This is a genomic window from Buttiauxella sp. JUb87 (assembly GCF_004361975.1).
GTDB lineage: Bacteria > Pseudomonadota > Gammaproteobacteria > Enterobacterales > Enterobacteriaceae > Buttiauxella > Buttiauxella ferragutiae.
On the sequence record NZ_SNVY01000001.1, the window covers coordinates 950,389 to 968,805 of the forward strand.

The 18,417-nt window shown below is 49.7% G+C and carries 14 protein-coding genes; all 14 read right to left on the bottom strand.

All coding sequences use genetic code 11. From position 1 onward, the window contains the following. Positions 1–31 precede the first annotated feature (31 nt). Positions 32–1,042, bottom strand: coding sequence for a hypothetical protein (locus EC843_RS24755; protein ID WP_133521712.1), 1,011 nt, complete (start codon positions 1,040–1,042; stop codon positions 32–34). Positions 1,043–1,044: 2 nt separating this feature from the next. Continuing rightward, positions 1,045–4,416, bottom strand: coding sequence for an ImcF-related family protein (locus tag EC843_RS04410; RefSeq protein ID WP_133521713.1), 3,372 nt, complete (start codon positions 4,414–4,416; stop codon positions 1,045–1,047). Beyond that, the gene (locus EC843_RS04415) at positions 4,409–5,617 is read right to left on the bottom strand and encodes a hypothetical protein (RefSeq protein ID WP_133521714.1); all 1,209 of its coding nucleotides are present in this window, start codon (positions 5,615–5,617) and stop codon (positions 4,409–4,411) included. The genes EC843_RS04410 and EC843_RS04415 overlap by 8 nt, the downstream gene beginning before the upstream one ends. Before the next feature lie 2 nt (positions 5,618–5,619). Then, on the bottom strand, positions 5,620–5,883 hold the full coding sequence (locus EC843_RS04420; RefSeq protein ID WP_133521715.1) for a PAAR domain-containing protein: 264 nt from the start codon (positions 5,881–5,883) through the stop codon (positions 5,620–5,622). Between the two features lie 743 nt (positions 5,884–6,626). Beyond that, positions 6,627–7,148: a hypothetical protein gene (locus tag EC843_RS04425; RefSeq protein ID WP_133521716.1), complete on the bottom strand. Its 522-nt coding sequence runs from the start codon at positions 7,146–7,148 to the stop codon at positions 6,627–6,629. After that, positions 7,105–7,314, bottom strand: coding sequence for a hypothetical protein (locus EC843_RS24500; RefSeq protein ID WP_166642033.1), 210 nt, complete (start codon positions 7,312–7,314; stop codon positions 7,105–7,107). Before EC843_RS24500 ends, EC843_RS04425 begins: the two co-directional genes overlap by 44 nt. 288 nt (positions 7,315–7,602) lie before the next feature. Next, positions 7,603–8,199, bottom strand: a complete 597-nt coding sequence (locus tag EC843_RS04430; protein WP_133521717.1) for a hypothetical protein — start codon at positions 8,197–8,199, stop codon at positions 7,603–7,605. Continuing rightward, on the bottom strand, positions 8,186–10,927 hold the full coding sequence (locus tag EC843_RS24760; RefSeq protein ID WP_243739114.1) for a hypothetical protein: 2,742 nt from the start codon (positions 10,925–10,927) through the stop codon (positions 8,186–8,188). The genes EC843_RS04430 and EC843_RS24760 overlap by 14 nt, the downstream gene beginning before the upstream one ends. 44 nt (positions 10,928–10,971) lie before the next feature. Next, a complete protein-coding gene (locus EC843_RS04440) occupies positions 10,972–11,505 on the bottom strand; it encodes a hypothetical protein (protein WP_133521718.1) in 534 nt (177 codons plus the stop codon). 113 nt (positions 11,506–11,618) lie between these two features. Continuing rightward, positions 11,619–12,089, bottom strand: a complete 471-nt coding sequence (locus EC843_RS04445) for a DUF3828 domain-containing protein (RefSeq protein ID WP_166642034.1) — start codon at positions 12,087–12,089, stop codon at positions 11,619–11,621. A gap of 80 nt (positions 12,090–12,169) precedes the next feature. Further along, complete coding sequence (locus EC843_RS04450) at positions 12,170–12,655, bottom strand: DUF3828 domain-containing protein (RefSeq protein ID WP_243739115.1); 486 nt, start codon at positions 12,653–12,655, stop codon at positions 12,170–12,172. Between the two features lie 69 nt (positions 12,656–12,724). Further along, the gene (gene vgrG, locus EC843_RS04455) at positions 12,725–15,082 is read right to left on the bottom strand and encodes a type VI secretion system Vgr family protein (protein ID WP_133521720.1); all 2,358 of its coding nucleotides are present in this window, start codon (positions 15,080–15,082) and stop codon (positions 12,725–12,727) included. Continuing rightward, positions 15,079–17,745 (bottom strand): type VI secretion system ATPase TssH, encoded by a 2,667-nt coding sequence (tssH, locus tag EC843_RS04460; RefSeq protein ID WP_133521721.1) that lies wholly within the window; start codon positions 17,743–17,745, stop codon positions 15,079–15,081. The genes vgrG and tssH overlap by 4 nt, the downstream gene beginning before the upstream one ends. A gap of 179 nt (positions 17,746–17,924) precedes the next feature. Beyond that, positions 17,925–18,416, bottom strand: coding sequence for a type VI secretion system effector Hcp (gene hcp / locus EC843_RS04465; protein WP_133521722.1), 492 nt, complete (start codon positions 18,414–18,416; stop codon positions 17,925–17,927). Position 18,417: the final 1 nt, after the last annotated feature.

Genomic DNA, 18,417 nt, shown 5'->3' on the forward strand with positions numbered 1-18,417 from the left:
TAAAAACATCGTCAGCTAAGATGAGGGTTATTTACTTAATCTCGTGACTGTTCTTTAGAAATCTCACGACAGCGTCCAGATCGTCGTTCTGGCCGTTCACTATCTGGGGTGGTTTCCATTTCAGTAACATGCTTTTCTCCTCCCCCTGTGTGGGTTTCCCTTTCCAGTAGGTTTGCCAGTGGGCTTTTCTGACGTGGGGGCGCAGGCGGCGGTTCGACATGCCGCCAGGCTCCTTCAGTGGACTGTCACGTTCCGGTCGAGATGGCTGACGGAGTACCGCCCCTGCACGAGCCCCGGCGTAAATTTGCACCGGTTTCTTTGGTGGAATGAATCGCTGATGTTTTCCTACTCGCCTTGGTGGTGGCCGAACAGGTTTACCTTGTGTGCCCCACTCACTGTTTTCTGAACATAACCAGAACAGTACAGGCAATACGGCCTGCCAGAACCCCCTGACCCCTTCATCCTGTAGGCTGATAGCGGTAGAGACCGGCGCGGTCAACGGGAGGTATTCCATTCCCAGCGGCAGGTTCCCGTCCACCAACGGCTCCTGGGCAAGCGTCAGGGCCAGCAGCGCATCAGTCCCGTTGTCATGATCGGTGAGCGTGAAAAAGGCTCCCAGCAAAGGCCCCTGACCTTCCGCAAAGACCGTGTCTGCGGGGAAATCGAGCCAGAACCCCCAGAATGGCAGGCGGCGCAGCATGTCACCCGGGAGTGCATCAGACTGATTTGTTTCACCCAGCATCCGGAAAAGTGACTCATCACAATGGAGTAGTGCCTTACCGGTGCGCCATGCTGCCAGTGACATATAAACGATATGCGGCGGGAAACGCTTCATGATCGGAGGGCTAAGAAACCCCTCCTGAGGCGTCGGGTTGTGCTTCAGCCAGTCAGCAAGCCAGGCCTTGCACTGGCGAAACGTCATAAACCGCCAGGGGGCAAGCGAGTCGGTCTCCCGCCACTTATCAACTTTGTTGAATACCCCTGGCGACCAGCCGTCCACCTGCCTGGCAAAGGCCAGTGCAGGATGAATATTTCCGCCCATCGCTACTGGGTCCCCTCAGCGATGGGGTCAACATTAAAAATAGACAGCGGAAGCTTGAAACCCTGAAGCTTCAGCAATGCCAGCGGACCGTCGCCAAGTTCGCTGCGCATCACAAACTTCAGCGGATTGCCATCCTGACTTATCCAGACCAGTTGGGTACGACTGCCATCCAGAGGGGTGATCAACGCCCTCTCCAGTAACCGAATGAATCCCCAGTTGCCCTGGTTGTTGGTATAGAGCTGCATACCACTGTTCACACTTCGCCAGCTGAGGCTCACCCCCGGGTAGTAGGTACTCCCCGGCCAGGTGAAGCTTTGCCAGCTTTCCATCTGGTTGAAGAAATCCAGTTTCTGCTCATCAAGAGAGAGCTGGATACGCGCCACATCCCGGGAAGGACGGGCCATCAGTTCAAAGTGAACACTTGCATCGCCCTGGGCAAACACAATGTCTGACAGTTCGGCCAGCTGATTAATCGCCTTGAGGAAATCGGAGTTCACTTCCATCCCCTGGCTCGCGGCAGGGTCGACAACCCAGCGATTGCCTTCCTGGTGGAGGATGCCGCCAAGGTTGGTTTTCAGGAATGTGGTAATACGACCGGAGTCACTTCGCAGGAACTGTGCCAGAAGTGGTAGTGAGGCATCACTGCCTGTCGCCTTAAACGGATAGCGACCAGCAAACGCTTTGTCCCACTGATCCACAATCGTTGCCTGCCAGCGCGTATTCAGGCTTCCCGCAGCCGGTGTCAGCACCTGCCGCCAGGCCAGATCCAGCGGTTGTACAAATAAAGACTGTCCAAAGCCGCTCCACTCCTGACCAAGACTTGCCGTCACCAGACTGCCGTAATCCCGTGTATCGGTCAGATCGATGGCTTTGCCCTGAAACACAGTCTGGGCCAGCATCTGGGACATCGCCTGCGGGTCGGGGGCGCTCGTGACTTGTTGCAACTTCAGACGGACCTGTGTGACACGGGCAAGCCATGACTGGAAGCTCAGGTTACCGTTACTGCCGGTCCCCTCCTTACCTTCCATCAGCCCCATCAGCGGACCAAAGACACCTTCAAGTGGGCCTTTTGGTGCCTGAACCTGCTCGATAAATTGTTTTGCGTTCTTCTTTTTGCCGATCAGCTGCTTCGCTGAATCGACAATCGAATCCGCCAGTGCTTCACCTTTTTGTCCGGTTTTGCCCTGCCAGGCCAGCGTGTTCATCAGCGCCACCAGAGGAGACTGGCGGACATCGCCAATGAGATTTAACTGGGCGATAGCTTCGGACAGCGAACCCGCTTCCTGCCACTGAATGCTGTTGACCATATTGAGCCAGGCATTCCCGAAATCCGTAAAGTAGCGTTCGGTCAGACGGGCTTTCAGCGCTTCCGGGGCAATGTCGCTTCCCGGCTGGTGAGTTTTATCCGTCAGTACCCAGTCAATTTCATCGCGGCGGGTTTTGACCACCTCATCAATCGCATCCTGAACCTGTTCTTCCCAGGCCTGGCGGGTGAACATCCCCGGCACCACTTCTTCGGTACTGAACACCGTCGAGGCATCGGTATCACCGGTCAGGTCGGCCAGCGTTAAATCAGGCCAGTTGCTGGCAATGCGTTTGAGCATGTCCTGATAAAGCCCTGATTCGGCGTTACGCTGCCCTATCTGTTTGAGCAGGATCTGGCGTACGGTACTGATTAATTCAGCGTCAGGCTTTATTTTCCACTCCGGGTGTGCCGGGAGGTTTTGCGCATAAAAGCCCAGCAATTTCGGCGCCAGCGCCTGCCAGGTGCCGTCCGCCACGCCCTGACGCGTCGGCCAGACCGCCAGGACATTTTTCGCCAGCCACCCCGTATCCGCTTTCTCCGGTCGGGTCATCATCAGATAACTTTTCAACACATCGTAGGCGCGTTGTGTGCCCTGCGCCCTGGCATCACTGGCCGGGGGGAGCTGCACAAAAGCGTTCAGTTGTTGCTTCAGATGATCGGCGGTGGCATCACGCATTAACAGCGCGTTGTTACGGGCATACAGCGGCCAGAGTGCCGCCAGCGTGTCATGGTCCTGATTGAGACCGAAGCGGGTGTACCACGGCGCACCGATCGCTTCACGGTTTTGCAGACGGGCAATAGCCTGCTGAAGGATGAGCTGGTTACGCAGTCGTTCAGTCAGCGGCAGTGTTGTATCGGCGGCAAGACGCGCGGTGTTCTGCGCCTGGTAAATCTGCGCACGGTTGACGGTAAGGGACAGCAATGTACCGGCCCCCCAAAGCACAATCAGGGCAAGCAGCAGTAACCGCAGACCTTTAAGCCAGTCGAAGGAGAGCTTTCTGGAACGCACGGCGGCACAGTCATCCAGGACGGCAGTCCAGGTTGGCGTGTCGATTCGGGTGTTGGGCACTGTACCGGCGACAGCCAGTTCCGGGCTGAACATCGCCCCCCGAAGGCGATACGCGGCGGAGCCCTGCATCAGTCCGGTAAACAAAACATTCAGGCTCGCTTTCAGTTCGCTCTGCAAGCGGGAAGAGAGTTGCAGGAACCCGTCATGTTGCGGGTTTTTCAGGATCTGAGACATCCCGGCCAGACGTAAACCTGGAACCAGTGCATCCAGGGTAGAAACCGCATCCTGCGGCGTGGCACCCGGACCGAATATCGCGCCGGTTGCCACGGACTCTCGCCCTTCCTGATCACCAGATTCTTTGTCCGTCAGCCATAACCAGACCGGAGCCTGCCAGCCCAGCAGGTGATCGGCTTTCTGGCGGCAACGTAAAAACGCATCACGCTCAATATCCGTTGGCAACGCGGCGGTATTCATCACCTGCACAATGCCATCAATGGGATGACCGGAACGCAGGCGTTTTAATTTTGACAGGAAAACGTCATCCGGAAGTGACTGTGCGTCACCGCCATAGACCAGCACATTGCCATCGCCATCCTGCCAGAGGTCATGACACAAACCCGGAGCCACCTTCTGGACCTCGTCCTGATTGCCCATGACCAGCAGGATACGGACCTTACGTTGCCAGCGTCGGCCATAGCGTAGCTGGAGATGTTCCTTTACCGCTTCGTCATTGAAAACGGGCTCATCGTCATCGTCTTCACCGACAATAGTTTGCGTTACCGGGGCCACAACCTGATTTTTGTTCTGCCCCCAGTGGAAGTACAAACCTGATTTACCTGCGAAGTCGAATGCCTTTTCAACCAGCCAGCCCAGGAGAAACAGCACGGCCACAATGACGGCACAAAAAGAGAGTATCCGCTGTCCGTCATATGGACCGAACCCGGTAGTAGAGGCTACTTTTTCCGGAAAGGCATAAAACAGAAATGCCGCGATGACCGTCAGAAAAAACGCGACAGCCACAACGGAGCCAATGAGTGTTTTAACTTTTACCTTAGACATTCCTGGACGTTCCCTTGCAAACTTCTTCTTTGGTGATGACGGCGACCCATGTGTCGTCCTTGCCAGCAGCAGGTTGTGCAGCGATAACCTGCATTCCACGCTGTTCAAAGGCTGAGTCGGCAAGCGCGATGGCAAGCCATGGCGCAGCATGGCCGGTGTAACCCAGAACCGGATCGATGCTGAAATTGTCTTTTGACAGACTGAATTTGACCGCGTTTTCTTCGCAGGCATTATTCCAGCTACTGCCCTGTGTCAGTGCGGGGCCGGAAAACCAACTGCCCTGGAGCTGGTCAGGCTGCACGTTGGCCCATAGCAGGGCCCGTGTGAGTGTTTTAGTCAGCGTGCTTGCGGTGCCTCTTTCGGGGCGATGAAGCCGCAGTGCATCCGGGTAAGAGAGTGCCCTACGGTTGCTGAGGACCAGCATCGCGATAGCATCAGCATCCCCTTCAGTGGGTTCGGCGGGGAGCGACAGCGTCATCGCGACCAGAATGCCCGGGTTGTCCCAGCGCTTATCCAGCCAGGCATCCAGTGCGGCCAGCCCTTTACCCGACATCAGGCGGAAAACGCGGCCTGTTTTCTGTGAAAGTTCAGCCTTAATCTGATCTTCTATCAGCGGTGAAAGGTCACTGTCACAGTCCAGCATCAACCAGCAAGGAAGGCCCACCGGGAGTGGTTCAACAATCTCTTCAACACGGGAGGTCAGTTTGGTTACTGTCGCTTTAAGCCCTGATGCCAAATTTGGCTGGAATGCAGTCAGCGCGGCATAACGGACGGGGTTAGCGCATCCCCTGGGCTGAGAAAAGTCGACTGCCGGTGCCGAACGGGTCATGGCCGTCAGCAGGTCACTGGCTTTATTCCCGGATGATGTCTGAACAAGGTTTCCCAGAATCCAGGCGCTACGCTGGCCGCGCTGAATTTCACTTTCGATGAGTTTTTCACGCTCTACGTTTCGGGACTCAGCCCCCACCTGTTCGGCTTTATAGGCAGACCTGCGCACGCTAAAAATCAGACCCCAGGTGCAGAACGGCAGACCCAGAGCCGTAAACCAGAAAACAAATCCGGTGCGCTCCGTTGTCCATCCCCAGAGTGTGAGGGCAATGCCACCCAGCATGACAAATGCGAGGAACAGCAGCCAGCGGCGCGTACTGGGCCGGACTATCCTGGTTGCTTTTTCAGGGATGGCATCAAGCAGAACGGGCATAATCAGGCAACCCCGGCCGGAGCAAAGGAACTGATCAGGGTGCAACCACAACCGCATTTATGCCCGTGAAACGCCACCGGGATACCATGGTCGAGGTAGTCAGGATTACCTTCAACGATGGTTGTAGGGCCATGGCCTTCAACCGGACAGGAAACTTCATCGCCTTTACGAGCCACACCGATACCGCCGAATTTCATTATTTCAGACGCGGTCATTACTGAACCACCATGGGAGGTTTTATCGCCTTTACGGATAATCTGGAGCATTTATTATATTCCTCAACAGTGAACCTGAATACCATGTCAATAGAATGTTTTATTCAAACTTTGATATATGTGGAAGTATTCCGGATGGAATTCAGTTTCAGCTTCAATTTGGTACCAATTGAAATAGCCAGGTGATATGAAGTCAAATATAAATAAAGCAAACTCTATTAAAAGAATTGCTTTCGATTCCTGGCGTGAAAAAATATATTTATTGGTTAATCTGATTTTTGCTAGATGGGCCAACACCTGTATCTGTTGGAGCTAAGCGATTGGACTTTACCCAACCTTCAACATCTTCACCTTCCTTAGTGAAATATATAATCTATGTGTAGTCTCCATAATCTACAGAAGCACTTACAATGTCACCAGGAACAATGAATACATTCTTAATTGCACACTGTTCATTTGGAGTTGAGTAAAAATAAACACGCCCTTTCCCTGTAACTTTAAATCCAGATTCGTCACTTGGAATTATAGCTCTTTCAGTATCCGCCTTAGATGAAGCATTAGAGCAAAAATCATCAGCTTGGCTAACAAACGACATTAAAGCAATAAATATTGCAAGTATAACTTTTATTTAATAAGTCCCTTGCCTTTCATAATATCGATTAATTTTCCGCATAATTTGGATCTGTTGCATACTTTGCTTTTTGTAAACCCCTAGCCCATCAGGGAAAGAACGTACTGAGACAAAAACTCAGCCTGTCCTTTTGCAGCATAACCATGCTCCGGCCTCATATGACTTAATTTTTATATTTTTTCGACTCAAGTAAGTTCAGTGAATTATCTTTTAATATAAAATATTTTGTAGCACTTTCTTTTTCATCAACGGTTTTCCCTGAGATAATTAATAAAGAGCTATTAGGTTTTGTCTCACTCCCTTTCCAATACTCCATATCATACGCGTCAGTTCCTGTATCTAATAGATGGCCTGTTTTAGCATCTAAAAAACTGCTACATAAAGCACCACCGCCACAACCATATGTAAAGAAAACATAATGACCTGAAAAATTTACTTTCTTGGCATTCTGTGCAGCATGAAGATACTCACCATAAATATAATTTTTTTCTGCATCAGTCAAAACGAGTTCGTGTACAGGTCCTTTATACACATTAGTAACATTATAATCTTCAAAGGCTGGGGTAGACTTAGCTTCAACTATATTAAGAGATGATAACACGAGGATAAAAAGTGACAGAAAATTAACTTTTAACTCTTTATTAAGACATTGATAATACATTGTCTTTAAATTTCCACTTTCCATTGTTTTTAGCAACCATATCATCGCGAATTTGTATCTCAACCTGATTGCCATCATTATTAACAATCACCTTACCCGAGCAAAAATCCATCGGATTATGAGTCTCTATTTTGTTATCAGCGTCTATAGATACTATTCTAATTGACCCTGCATCACATGAATTACCCATCGGGGCATCCTGAAATATCCACACTCCAGTCCAGGTGCCTGGAAGAAGAGAGTGAGATGTCAGATAGGAAGGCGATTCATACTCACTATAATGTTCCGAAAAAACTTATATTGAATGAACTACTGGTAGGTCAATACTGTTAGCCAGGCCATACTTTGGCAAAAGTGACAGCAATACAAAGAAAAACTTATGCATGTTAACCTCGATGTTATTTAACATTCCATCATTAGGTCACCTGCTAAACCCACAAGTGCTTCCTAATATTTTAAAACACAAAAGATCATCGGGTTAAGGTAGATAAGGGTCAGCATTAGCATCATCACCTACATCTACTTCACAGCGAGATGAAACTAACTTAATAAATTCGTTATCTTTGAAGTTATAAGCCGTGTTAGCGCACTTTGCTTCTCCTTGCTTGCCTTTTGCAGGAGCATTTTGACCAGAAACCCATATCATACTGCTATTTGAATGGTGCTCAACGTCAAATGAATCAGGAGAAGGCGTTCCATTATCAATGGTCGAATAATATTTAGTATTCCCATTGAATTCAGGTAACTCGGATATAATCTTTCCGGTTAATTTGTCTACTATCCACCCGCACACCCACCCATCATTTCCACAATCTTGTGGCAACTCACCATTTCTACTCATGATTATTCGATAATGGCCCGAAAAGTTCACAGGTTTAATTAGTTCTTTTTGGATATATTGTTTCCATTTGTCAGTGTGATGCTCTTGCTCGACACTGACGTCCATTTTACTTACAAAATGTCCAGTGCTAACAGTAACTGGAAAATCGGAAAACTGTGGGTTATTGTTAACACCTGCATAAGCAGTAAATATCACCACTGAAAATAAACATATTAATAAATTAATTCCTTTCATTCTTTGACTCCTCAAGCACCTTAATCATTTCACTTGGACTAATATGCGCTTTATTTATACCATCACCAGAATAATATGAAACCCCTTCGCTTTGCGCCCAGCGCCGTATGCCAATTCTTTTATTTTTTTTATTTCTTTTATAATCCCCATTTTCGTCCTTTTCAAACTCAGTTTTAGACCTACTTATTTCCTTACCTTTTCGAACACCAGCTGAAGCAAATTCTTTGGCCCAATCATATATGGCATCTTCAACACTGCCATCCCCTTCAAGGAATTCAATTATTGCCGGTCGCTTTACCTTAATAAGGTATTCTTCAAATATTTTATCTTGAATTGCCTCATCTAATAAAGCATTACTATCAAGATTTAATTCGATAATTGCAGCTTTTAAAGTATCTGGTATGATTTGGAATCTACCTGTAGCAAACATCCCATTCGATGAAGAATCATCTTGAGATTGTCTGACTTGATTAATTGTCATTTTAGTCAAGCTAGTTTTATAATGTGAAGCGTAGGTAACATGGACATTATACGCACTATAGTCATTTTTAGACTCCACCTCACCAAGAAAATATCCAAACTTGCTATGTGCCCATCCTTGTTTTTTCACTTGACGCATTGCTCCCAAAAACATAATGGGATGCATATGCCACAGCGATGGCCCCAGTTTCTCTGTCGTGAGTTCCTGCATCCAGGCGAGCTTGTCGAGAAACGTTTCGCTGTATTTCTTCCATTCAGGTGCTTCTTTCTTAAGGGCATTCAGGAACGGTTGCCAGATGGCATCATCTTTTTTGAAATACCAGTCACTCGGGTGTTTGACTATTGTTTTCAGGGTGATATCACGATAGTCGGAATTATGAAACGCACTTGCGTATTCCAGGCTTGAATAATCTGTTGCTCCGCTGTCAATCTTATCCAGAAGCCGTTGATAATTATGCTTCACAAGTGCGTGACTGGCGCGGGTATCGTCCTTCGCTGCGCTGTACAGGGAATCTATAACACTGCGGAAAAAACCAGTCGGCTGGGTTTTGCCATCCAGGTAATCAAAACTCGACGGCTCTGCGGTTTCCGTCCTGAATCCCAGTTTTGCCAGATCGTACTGAGACAACAGCTGAGGTTCTGCCTGTCCTTTTGACGCATAGGCATTCTCTGGTCGCAACTGCCAGTATTCCTGTTTCGTCGTTTTGTCAGCTTCTGTTGTCACCTGACTTAACTTCAAAATACCCGTCCGTTCAGTCATTTTCCCCTTCATGAAGGTTCCGGCCGCGACATCCTTTGTAAACAAGGCAAGCCCGGGAGAATACTTCAGATAGAGAGGATTTTTCTCGCCAACCTTTTCAGGATTAGTCAGAAATTTCTCCAGATTATCATCCATGCTCATGCACTCGATATGAACCTGATATCGAGGCTCATAGCCACCATCTTTCGCCGCCTGATAGTAACCCATATGCCCTACCGGATCACCGGCACTGATAGCGTAGGGCGCTGGACACATAACTTGATCAAACTTCATGGTCTCTTTAGCAGGCGGTAACAACTGCTGCCACCACGAAGGCTGGTCTACACCGTCAGTACCTGGTGATATGTTATTTTTATCCACCAACACCCAGTATTGAAGGCCCGGCTTCAGTGTTGTTTTTTTGCCTCTCTGTTGGGCATCCTCGTTGAGACCAACATAGGTGACAAGACCATATTCCCGTTTGTTGAAGGCAACGGTATGAAGGCTACTGTCCGTTTTGTCCCATTCAACAATGGCCCCTTTGGGCAAGGTCCCTTTTATATAGCTTTCGCTGATGTCTTTGTTTTTTGTGCTGGCCGTCATCACCCATTCAGGATCGTAAGCCGAAAGTGTATCTTTTACGGTCCATTTTGTTTCTGCGGGATTGACTGTGTAGGCCGAGTACGGAGCCAGGTGCATATACAGCGTGTAGAAATGCAAACCACTGGTTTCTTCCTCACCGGGCTGAATATAGTGCTTCACCAGTACGAATGAGCCAGAAATACTGAGCGGACCGGTTTCCCATTTAATCTGCATGTAATCTTTGCAGACTCGGTAGGCGACAACTTCCCCGTCAGCCATACAGCGCACGGCTTGCTCACCTTTAAAGGGAACCGGGAAATCTAAACTCTCGGAAGCCGCCTTACCGCTTAGGCCACACCATGGCGTGGTGGCGCTGGTGATATGGATTCCCCCGTGCCACATACCATTACGACCAATCATATACAGGCCAGTTGACTCCCCTCCAAGATGAGAAAGGATGTCTTCCTGGTTAGCAAACTCACTTCCCTTATTGTTGGAAGGGATCGGCCAGCAAATAATACTTTTCCCATATTTGTCTGTCTTACTGCTATCCGCATTTTGGGTAAGCCAAGGCCATGGTGATATATCATCCCTTGATGATGAATGGATAGATACATGCATGTGCTTATTATGTGGGTTAGAACCTCGGTACTCTTTCCATACCCCTTCCTTAACCACGTAAATTTCTTTGTTCCAAATAACATACTTTACACGGGGATCATTTATAACCACCTTTGACCACTCATTACAATCAGGTCCATTAATTGGATCATGCGTAATATCAAAGGCATTACCATCATTGTGATCGCTCTTTCTATTTTTATGTGCAGCATCCCCCATAGCACCATCAGAAAGCTTACTCCTACCTGGCCATTGAGTTGTTGCATCCTGCAATGCTTTTTTTACAGAAGGTGCTGGAGAACTCATTCCTAAATTCCTTTAACAGTAAACATCGTGATTAATATAAGTAGTTAATTCATACAAGTAAGGGAGTTTGAATTATCAGCCAACATCCTGACTGACATAATGTCAGAGCTTTTAGCTTCTAATATATTGGTTACACAAACATTATCCGATGCCAGTTTTATAATTACCCACCAGGACGTTGGAGTCATACCAGCATCTGGTCCTGCACTAGTAACCTTAACAATCATTGCCATCGCTTGACCCTGTCGTTTCTGATCCGGCACCCGCCACTCAACTTCATTCTCCAATGATGAAAATGAAGTTGTAACTATGCTCCACAGCTCTAGCGGATATTGTTTTTTTTCTGGAGAAATTATATTCAACGACATTCTATTATCATCATACAATACCAATAACTCATACCCAGCAATACCTTCACATTTATGCTCTGTTGCACCGGTGTATTTGTCTTCATTAATTTTCACGCACAAATCATCCTGAATCGTCGTTAATTTTCCCTGCATTGCATAAGTTTGCGCACTTATTAACAAAAGAAAAAACCCTAAGCTATATCGGGCAATTTTTGCTATATGATGCATAATAAATTACCATCTCAGTAATTAAAGGGGTTATTGATAACTTAGTTGTTCTGTGCAGCATCCACCAACCGTAATTATTGTTTGAGTTTTAGTGCTTAGAATATTCACAGCTTTTACTCTTCACCCTCACTTTGCCGAGGGCAATAAACGCTATTTCTGGATGTGAGTTTAACAGAATCAACTAACCATTTACCTTTGATTTTCATTAGACTAATAACGTATAACGACGCTCCCTTACCATAACCTAATTTTAGATTTACTTGTGCATCATGGTCGTTCTCGGAAACAGACTTTGTATATATGCTACTTTTCCATTCCTCACAGATGTCCTGAGCATCCACAAAATAATCTGCACCTGAATCATCATTATCTCGCAGGGCCCTGAGGTGTTCGGTAGTATATTTAAATATCGCCTTCATAGTAAGGTCATCAGCAGACTCCATGTCAGGCATTTCAGCCGCCACTAAATAATCATGGTAAAATTCGCTAACAACTTCCTCTGGCGATATATTTTTCTCATTTGAGGCTAAGGCCATATATGGCAAACAAAATAAACAGCAAAGGAGAGTTATTTTTTTCAACATAAGCACCTCGTCAATGGCATGTGGGTTGAACATTGCAGCAAAAACAACCCGCGCACTACTCCATATAGATCCAACCTTTCCTACTCCGTTACGCTGCTGATTTTCCAGTCATCGCCATCTTTCTTCAGCGTGACCTGGAGCGAGTTCGAGGTCTCCTTACCCTCCCCCAAAACGACATCAATCACAGATTGCTGGACATTTTGTCGAACGGTGCTGGTTTTAATACTGGATTTCCATGAAGGATAGACATCTTGTGATTTAGTAAAGTAATTGACGTCTGATTCCACCCAGACGTCGTACCAGTCGCAAAGATAATTCCCTTTATATTCTTTGCATTCATGTTTTTTCGCGCACAACTTCTCTAAATCGGCTGCTGAAACAGAATCGTCAGAGTCATAATTACATGTAGTTGAATCGTTAATGCTTTTCATGAGTTCATCAGAAATATATTTACGGACTATGGCGCTGTCATTTGCAGAGTCATCACTCAGGTAAGCTTTATAAAAACTAATGACTGTATTTTCAGTAACAGTATTTCCAGTTGCAAAAGCCAACTGTGAAAACATAAAGATGACCATTAATATGATGGAGTTTCGAATATTAGAAACCGATACCAGGGAGCACATGACGTCATCTCAGTCGTTAAAGGATTTGCTGGTCACCAGATTGGCCTGGGTAATATCAGTCACATTAAATTTGGGGGCTTCAGCAGGCATGTTGGCCCCGGCACCCGGGACCAGATAGTTCGCTGTTTTCATAATGAAATCCCCGGTTGAACCATGCTCTATCCCGTTCGCACTTAGCTTCAGGTACGAGCCACCTCCGTTAAGCGTCAATGTTTTCGGGGTGGTGATAATGATTTCGTCATCACTACTGGTGACCGTGAGCTGCTTTTGCGAGAACAACGCCATGGTGTTTTTTTGGGCCTGAATGTCGATATTGCCCTGGTTGGCGACAAGCTTTGCCCCTTCTTTATGCACAAACAGTCCTAGTGCCTTTTCGACCGTCACTGACAGGTTTTTCATGGCACCGATATCGAGGTGCTGACCAGCGTTAATCATCGTGTTCTTCGTGCTGCTCATCTGAAGATGTTCACCCGAGGTAAAAGCCATGCCCCGGGGAGCGGTTGCCAGTATCACGGCAGACTGGAGATTTTTGAGTTTGTCTGACACGAGGCTAATCTGGGTACTGATATCGGATACCAGCGCCCCTGCCGCATCAGCGGCACGGTTCAGCGACTGCATCTGGCTGTTGGCCTGATTTATCTGGTTAACCGCAGCCGTCATTTCCAGTACTGGCCCCTGGGCTTTTGACTGCCCGTCTGCCGTCAGGTAAATGCCTTTGGCGGCACGGACCGCGCCGAATTCATCCGTTCGCAGCTCAAAGCCGGTGCCGCGTTGTTCACGCTGGCCGTTGACCAGATGGCCCATATTGAGCTGGGTTTTGCCGTATTCCGTCCCGAGCTTGATATGCTCCTCGCCCCGCTTATCCTCCATCCGCAGCTTGTTGTTCGCCGGGGTGCGCCAGATATTGCGTGTGTGGTTGTCGCTGGTGATGTGGTCAGGGTGTTCAGAATCATGCTGAGCGTAAGCGATATACGGCCTGTCCGGGTCGCCACTGTCAAACACCACCGACACTTCGGTGCCATCGAGCAGCGGGGCATGCCAGCCATAGGTGTCACCGGCATACGGTTTTGCCATCCGCAACCACACACAGGCATAACCCTGCTCGGTACTGTTGCGGTCAAAGTCCAGCCTTACCCGGTAGCGCCCCTGGTCATCCAGCCAGGCGTACGTGTCACCTTTCTGGGTGCTTTCAACTCGTGCAGGCAGCGAACCGGAAATCACCGGCCGCTTAAGCAGTACCGGTCGATAGCAGACGGTTTCGCTGTACGGGATACCCTCAAACGTCATCTGGAAACTGTCCTGGCGTGAGCCGCTGGCGCGTACCGTGGTAATAACAATGCCCTCTTTCACCACATCCGGCAGGCTGGCATCGGTTTCCAGTACCTGGCCGGGAGCCAGATGAGGGCTGGAGGTATGTCCACTGACGGTGTACTGCGCATTCAGGATGCGTTCATGCCGCAGACGGGCAAAGTAAGCGCCGGTCTCTGTGCTTTCTGTATCACCCTCAGTCAGGAACGGTTCTGCGTAGTGGTAGGTTTCCCCTGTCGTGATGCCTTCTTTGCCACTGATGCTCTCTGTGCTGTCTTTAGGTGTCAGTGCATCACGGTAGTTGTAATCCCGTGTCGCCACGCCGCCACTGACAACATGATAAGCCGTGTGAATATCCCAGATGCTTTCCTGCCCACTGTCGCTCATGCCAGCCTGGTTTCGTAACGGCAGAGTCACACCAAACTGATACTGCTCCTGGGTATCCTGGAAAATCACCACATCCTGTTCAAGACGGGCATCCATTTCAAAGCGCCAGAAAATACCCACTTCAGCCAGTAGCCGCTGAACAAATTCCAGGTCAGTCTCCCGCCACTGGGTAATCAGTTCCCGGGCCGCGTACTCACGTGACAGACGGAATTCAAAGTCCGCCCCTTCCAGCCCGTGCTTACGCAATACCTGCTCAACGACTTCAGTCACAGACTGGTTAAGGAAAATTTCGCAGCCCTTCGTATGCGCTAACAGGGCGATTCGGGGGACCAGTGCCAGGGCGTAAACGGTATCCTCTTTTGAGGTGGAGAGACGTTCAAACGACTCCACCACTCCATAAACAGTACGCACCGGAATAGCGGGAACGCCGGTAAACATCGGCGTCTGAAGCGTAAATGACGCAGGTTTTAGCAATACCGTATCACTGCCGATATCCGCCGCCGAGCTGGTCACGGATATTTCATAACGCCAGGGCTGACTGAGTGACTCAACCGAACTGAAGCTGAGCACATCGAGAAATTCACTACAGCCATGCACGTCCATCCGGTAACGGGACTGGCCCAGCAGCTGTTTCACCAGGCTTGCCGCGTCGTTTATCAAAGAACTGCTCATGACTGAATTCCTTCGCTCTGCCCGTTAAACTCCAGCACGATGCCTTCTTCTTCGTCCCAGTTGAGCGTCAGGGAAGACGGTTTGCGTTTTGCGGCCAAATGTCTCAGTAACTGCTGGCTCAGCACCGGCAGGATTTGTTGATTCAGGAGGCTGTCAACGTTACGGGCTCCGGTATCCGGCAGCAGACAGGCGGAAGTCAACGTGTCACTCAGGCTGTCGCCAATATATGTGGTAATGCCATAGTGACGTTGCAGGCGGCGGCTGACCTGATCGAGTTTCATACCGACGATGGTACGCATTGCATCCTGTGCCAGCGGACGGAAAATCACCGTCTGGAAACGTGCCAGCAGTGCAGGCTGGAAATGGTCACGCAGGACAGGCCGCAGCAGCTCGTGAATATCGCTTTCTGTTGCATCAGGTGTTTCGTCAACCCGTTGCATCAGCAGGTCGCTGCCAAGATTGGAGGTCATCAGGATCACGGTATTGCGGAAGTCGATTTCACGCCCTTCCCCGTCACGCATAAAGCCACGGTCAAACACCTGGTAAAACAGGTTCATCACATCCCGATGGGCTTTTTCCACCTCATCGAGCAGGACCACGCTGTATGGGCGCTTACGCACCGCCTCGGTGAGAATTCCACCCTGACCGTAACCCACGTAACCCGGAGGCGAGCCTTTTAACTGGCTGACGGTATGAGGCTCCTGGTATTCGGACAGGTTGATGGTGATCAGGGATTTTTCACCGCCATACATCACGTCTGCCAGTGCCAGCGCGGTTTCGGTTTTCCCCACACCGCTTGGCCCCACCAGTAAAAAGACACCCTGCGGCCCGTTTTCCGGCGTGAGTCCGGTTTTCGAGGCACGAAGACGCTGAGCAATGGCATTCAGTGCAGCGCCCTGGCCGACCACACGGGTCGCCAGTTGCTCTTCCAGTGTCAGCAGTTCGGTCTGCTCATCCTTCATCAGCGATGAAAGCGGGACACCCGTCCAGTCAGCAATCACCGTTGCCACTGTGCGGACATCCACATCTAATCCCAGCAACGGGCTGTTGTTTTGCGCCTGAGACAGTTCAGACTGGATTGCGGCGAGTTCTTCCTGACGGCTGATATCACCGCGACATTCCTTCAGTTGTTCAGTGAGCCGCTTTTCGATCTCAAACTGAGCCAGAAGGGACTCCTGTTGTAGATTCAGCTCAGACGTAAGCTGTTCGATCTGAGGCAGACGGGAAGAATCCACGGCATTACCCAGCGCAATATCTTCCAGCAGCTCCTGTTGTTCCATTGCAAGCGAGGTGAGTTCAGCCTGCAAACGGGTAAGCTGTTCCGGTAGAGTGTCCAGGCTCATCCGCACACGGGCTGCTGCTGTATCCAGCAAATCCACCGCTTTATCGGGCAACTGCCGCCCCGTCAGATAACGGCGGGAGAGTGTCACGGCCGCACGAACTGCCTCGCCGGTAATATGCACACCATGGTGTTCGGCGTAGCGGGATTTGAGTCCACGCAACATCAGGCAGGCGGTATCATCATCAGGCTCATCGACCTTGACCATCTGGAAACGGCGTTCGAGTGCGGCGTCACGCTCAAAATATTGCTTGTACTCGCTCCAGGTAGTGGCGGCGATGGTGCGCAGTTCGCCACGGGCCAGAGCAGGCTTCAGCAGGTTAGCTGCATCCGCGCCCCCCGCCTGATTCCCGGCTCCGATGATCGTATGGGCCTCATCAATAAACACCAGCACCGGCACCGGAGAATGTTGCACCGCGTCGATAATGTTTTTCAGCCGTTGTTCGAATTCACCCTTAACACCAGCACCCGCCTGCAATAAGCCCAGGTCGAGGGTTCTGACAATCACCGGCTTCAGACTTTCCGGCACATTCCCCTCAGCAATACGCAGCGCCAGCCCTTCAACCAGGGCGGTTTTACCGACACCGGGTTCACCGACCAGAATCGGGTTGTTCTTACGGCGGCGGGACAGAATATCCACCATCTGGCGAATTTCATTATCACGACCAAAAACCGGATCAATTTTGCCTTCACGCGCCCGGGCCGTGACATCCACCGTAAACCGGTTAAGCACCGCCTCTTCCTGGCTTAAATCTGGTTGCTTACCTGACGCCTGACCTTGTGCTCCCTCGACCGTATTTATTGCCCTGCCGATGAATTTCACATTACCGACAGGCTCCTGTATCAGCGCCTCCGGGCGTTCATCCGACTGCGCTTCCAGAATAGGACGTAATCTCTCCAGTTGGCTGATGGTCAGGGTCATTAACGGCCACAGACCTTCACAACGAGCAAGCCCTGGCGTTTCAATCATGGCGGTCAGCAGATGCACACTGCGGATCTGCTCATCACCGGCAAGTGTCGTGGCAAGCCATGATTGCTTCAGTAACGACTGAAGGGAGGCTGACAGCTCCGGACGGCTGCGTACCGAGCGAGGTTGTGCGTCAAGGTGCGCCAGCAGGCTTTGCCAGACAGCATCCATATCCCACTCATAGCGACGAGCGAGTACGGTCAGATCACCTTCTCCCTGCTCCAGCAGCTTTAACAGCCAGTGCTCAGGGGTGATTTCCGCATGAGCGCGTGTCTGGCACAGTAAGGCCGCACCCTCGAGCGCTTTCGCACAGTACGGGTTAAGGCGGCGGAGCAAAACGGCGGACTGACTTTCCATATCTGTATCTCTCTTTTCTGATCGTTCAGGACACGCTACCGCCCATCGCTTTTCCTTTTGATAAGGAGACCAAAGCGCACGAGGTCAAAGGGCAGGATTAAAAGTAACTTTTGTGGTCACCCTGGCAGATGACAACAAAAGCCACCTCACGGGCTGGCTTTCGCCAGCCCGGTCAGGCATTACGCGGTGGTGCGTTCGTTCCAGGAATCGGAATGAATGATGTTGCCGTCTTTGTAAGTCCAGGTGATTTTCTCGTAGCGCAGTTCAATCGCTTCGATATGGTTGTGCTTCTCGTAAGCCGGGTCTTTGATGTCGTGCATTTTTGGCGCGACTTTCACCAATTTAACGTTCTCAAGCTTGGTGTTGAAATACTCAACTTCCTGACCTGCGTCGTTGATTTTGTACCACTTGAATTCAGCAGATTTCAGCGTCTGACCAGTCGTTACCGCTTTGTAGAGGTACGGGCTGGAAGAGTCGATCTCTTTGGTAAACAGGAACGGGGTGTGGATACGGGTGCCCGTCAGCTTGCCTGTATTGTTGTCGGTTGGGATGTACAGGTTATGCTCCTGAGCAACGACTTCGATGCTGCCTTCACGATCTTTAACGTCTACGGAACCTTTAATGTCCGCGCCGCCGTCATCCTTCAGCCACAGATAAACTGGAATTGCCATG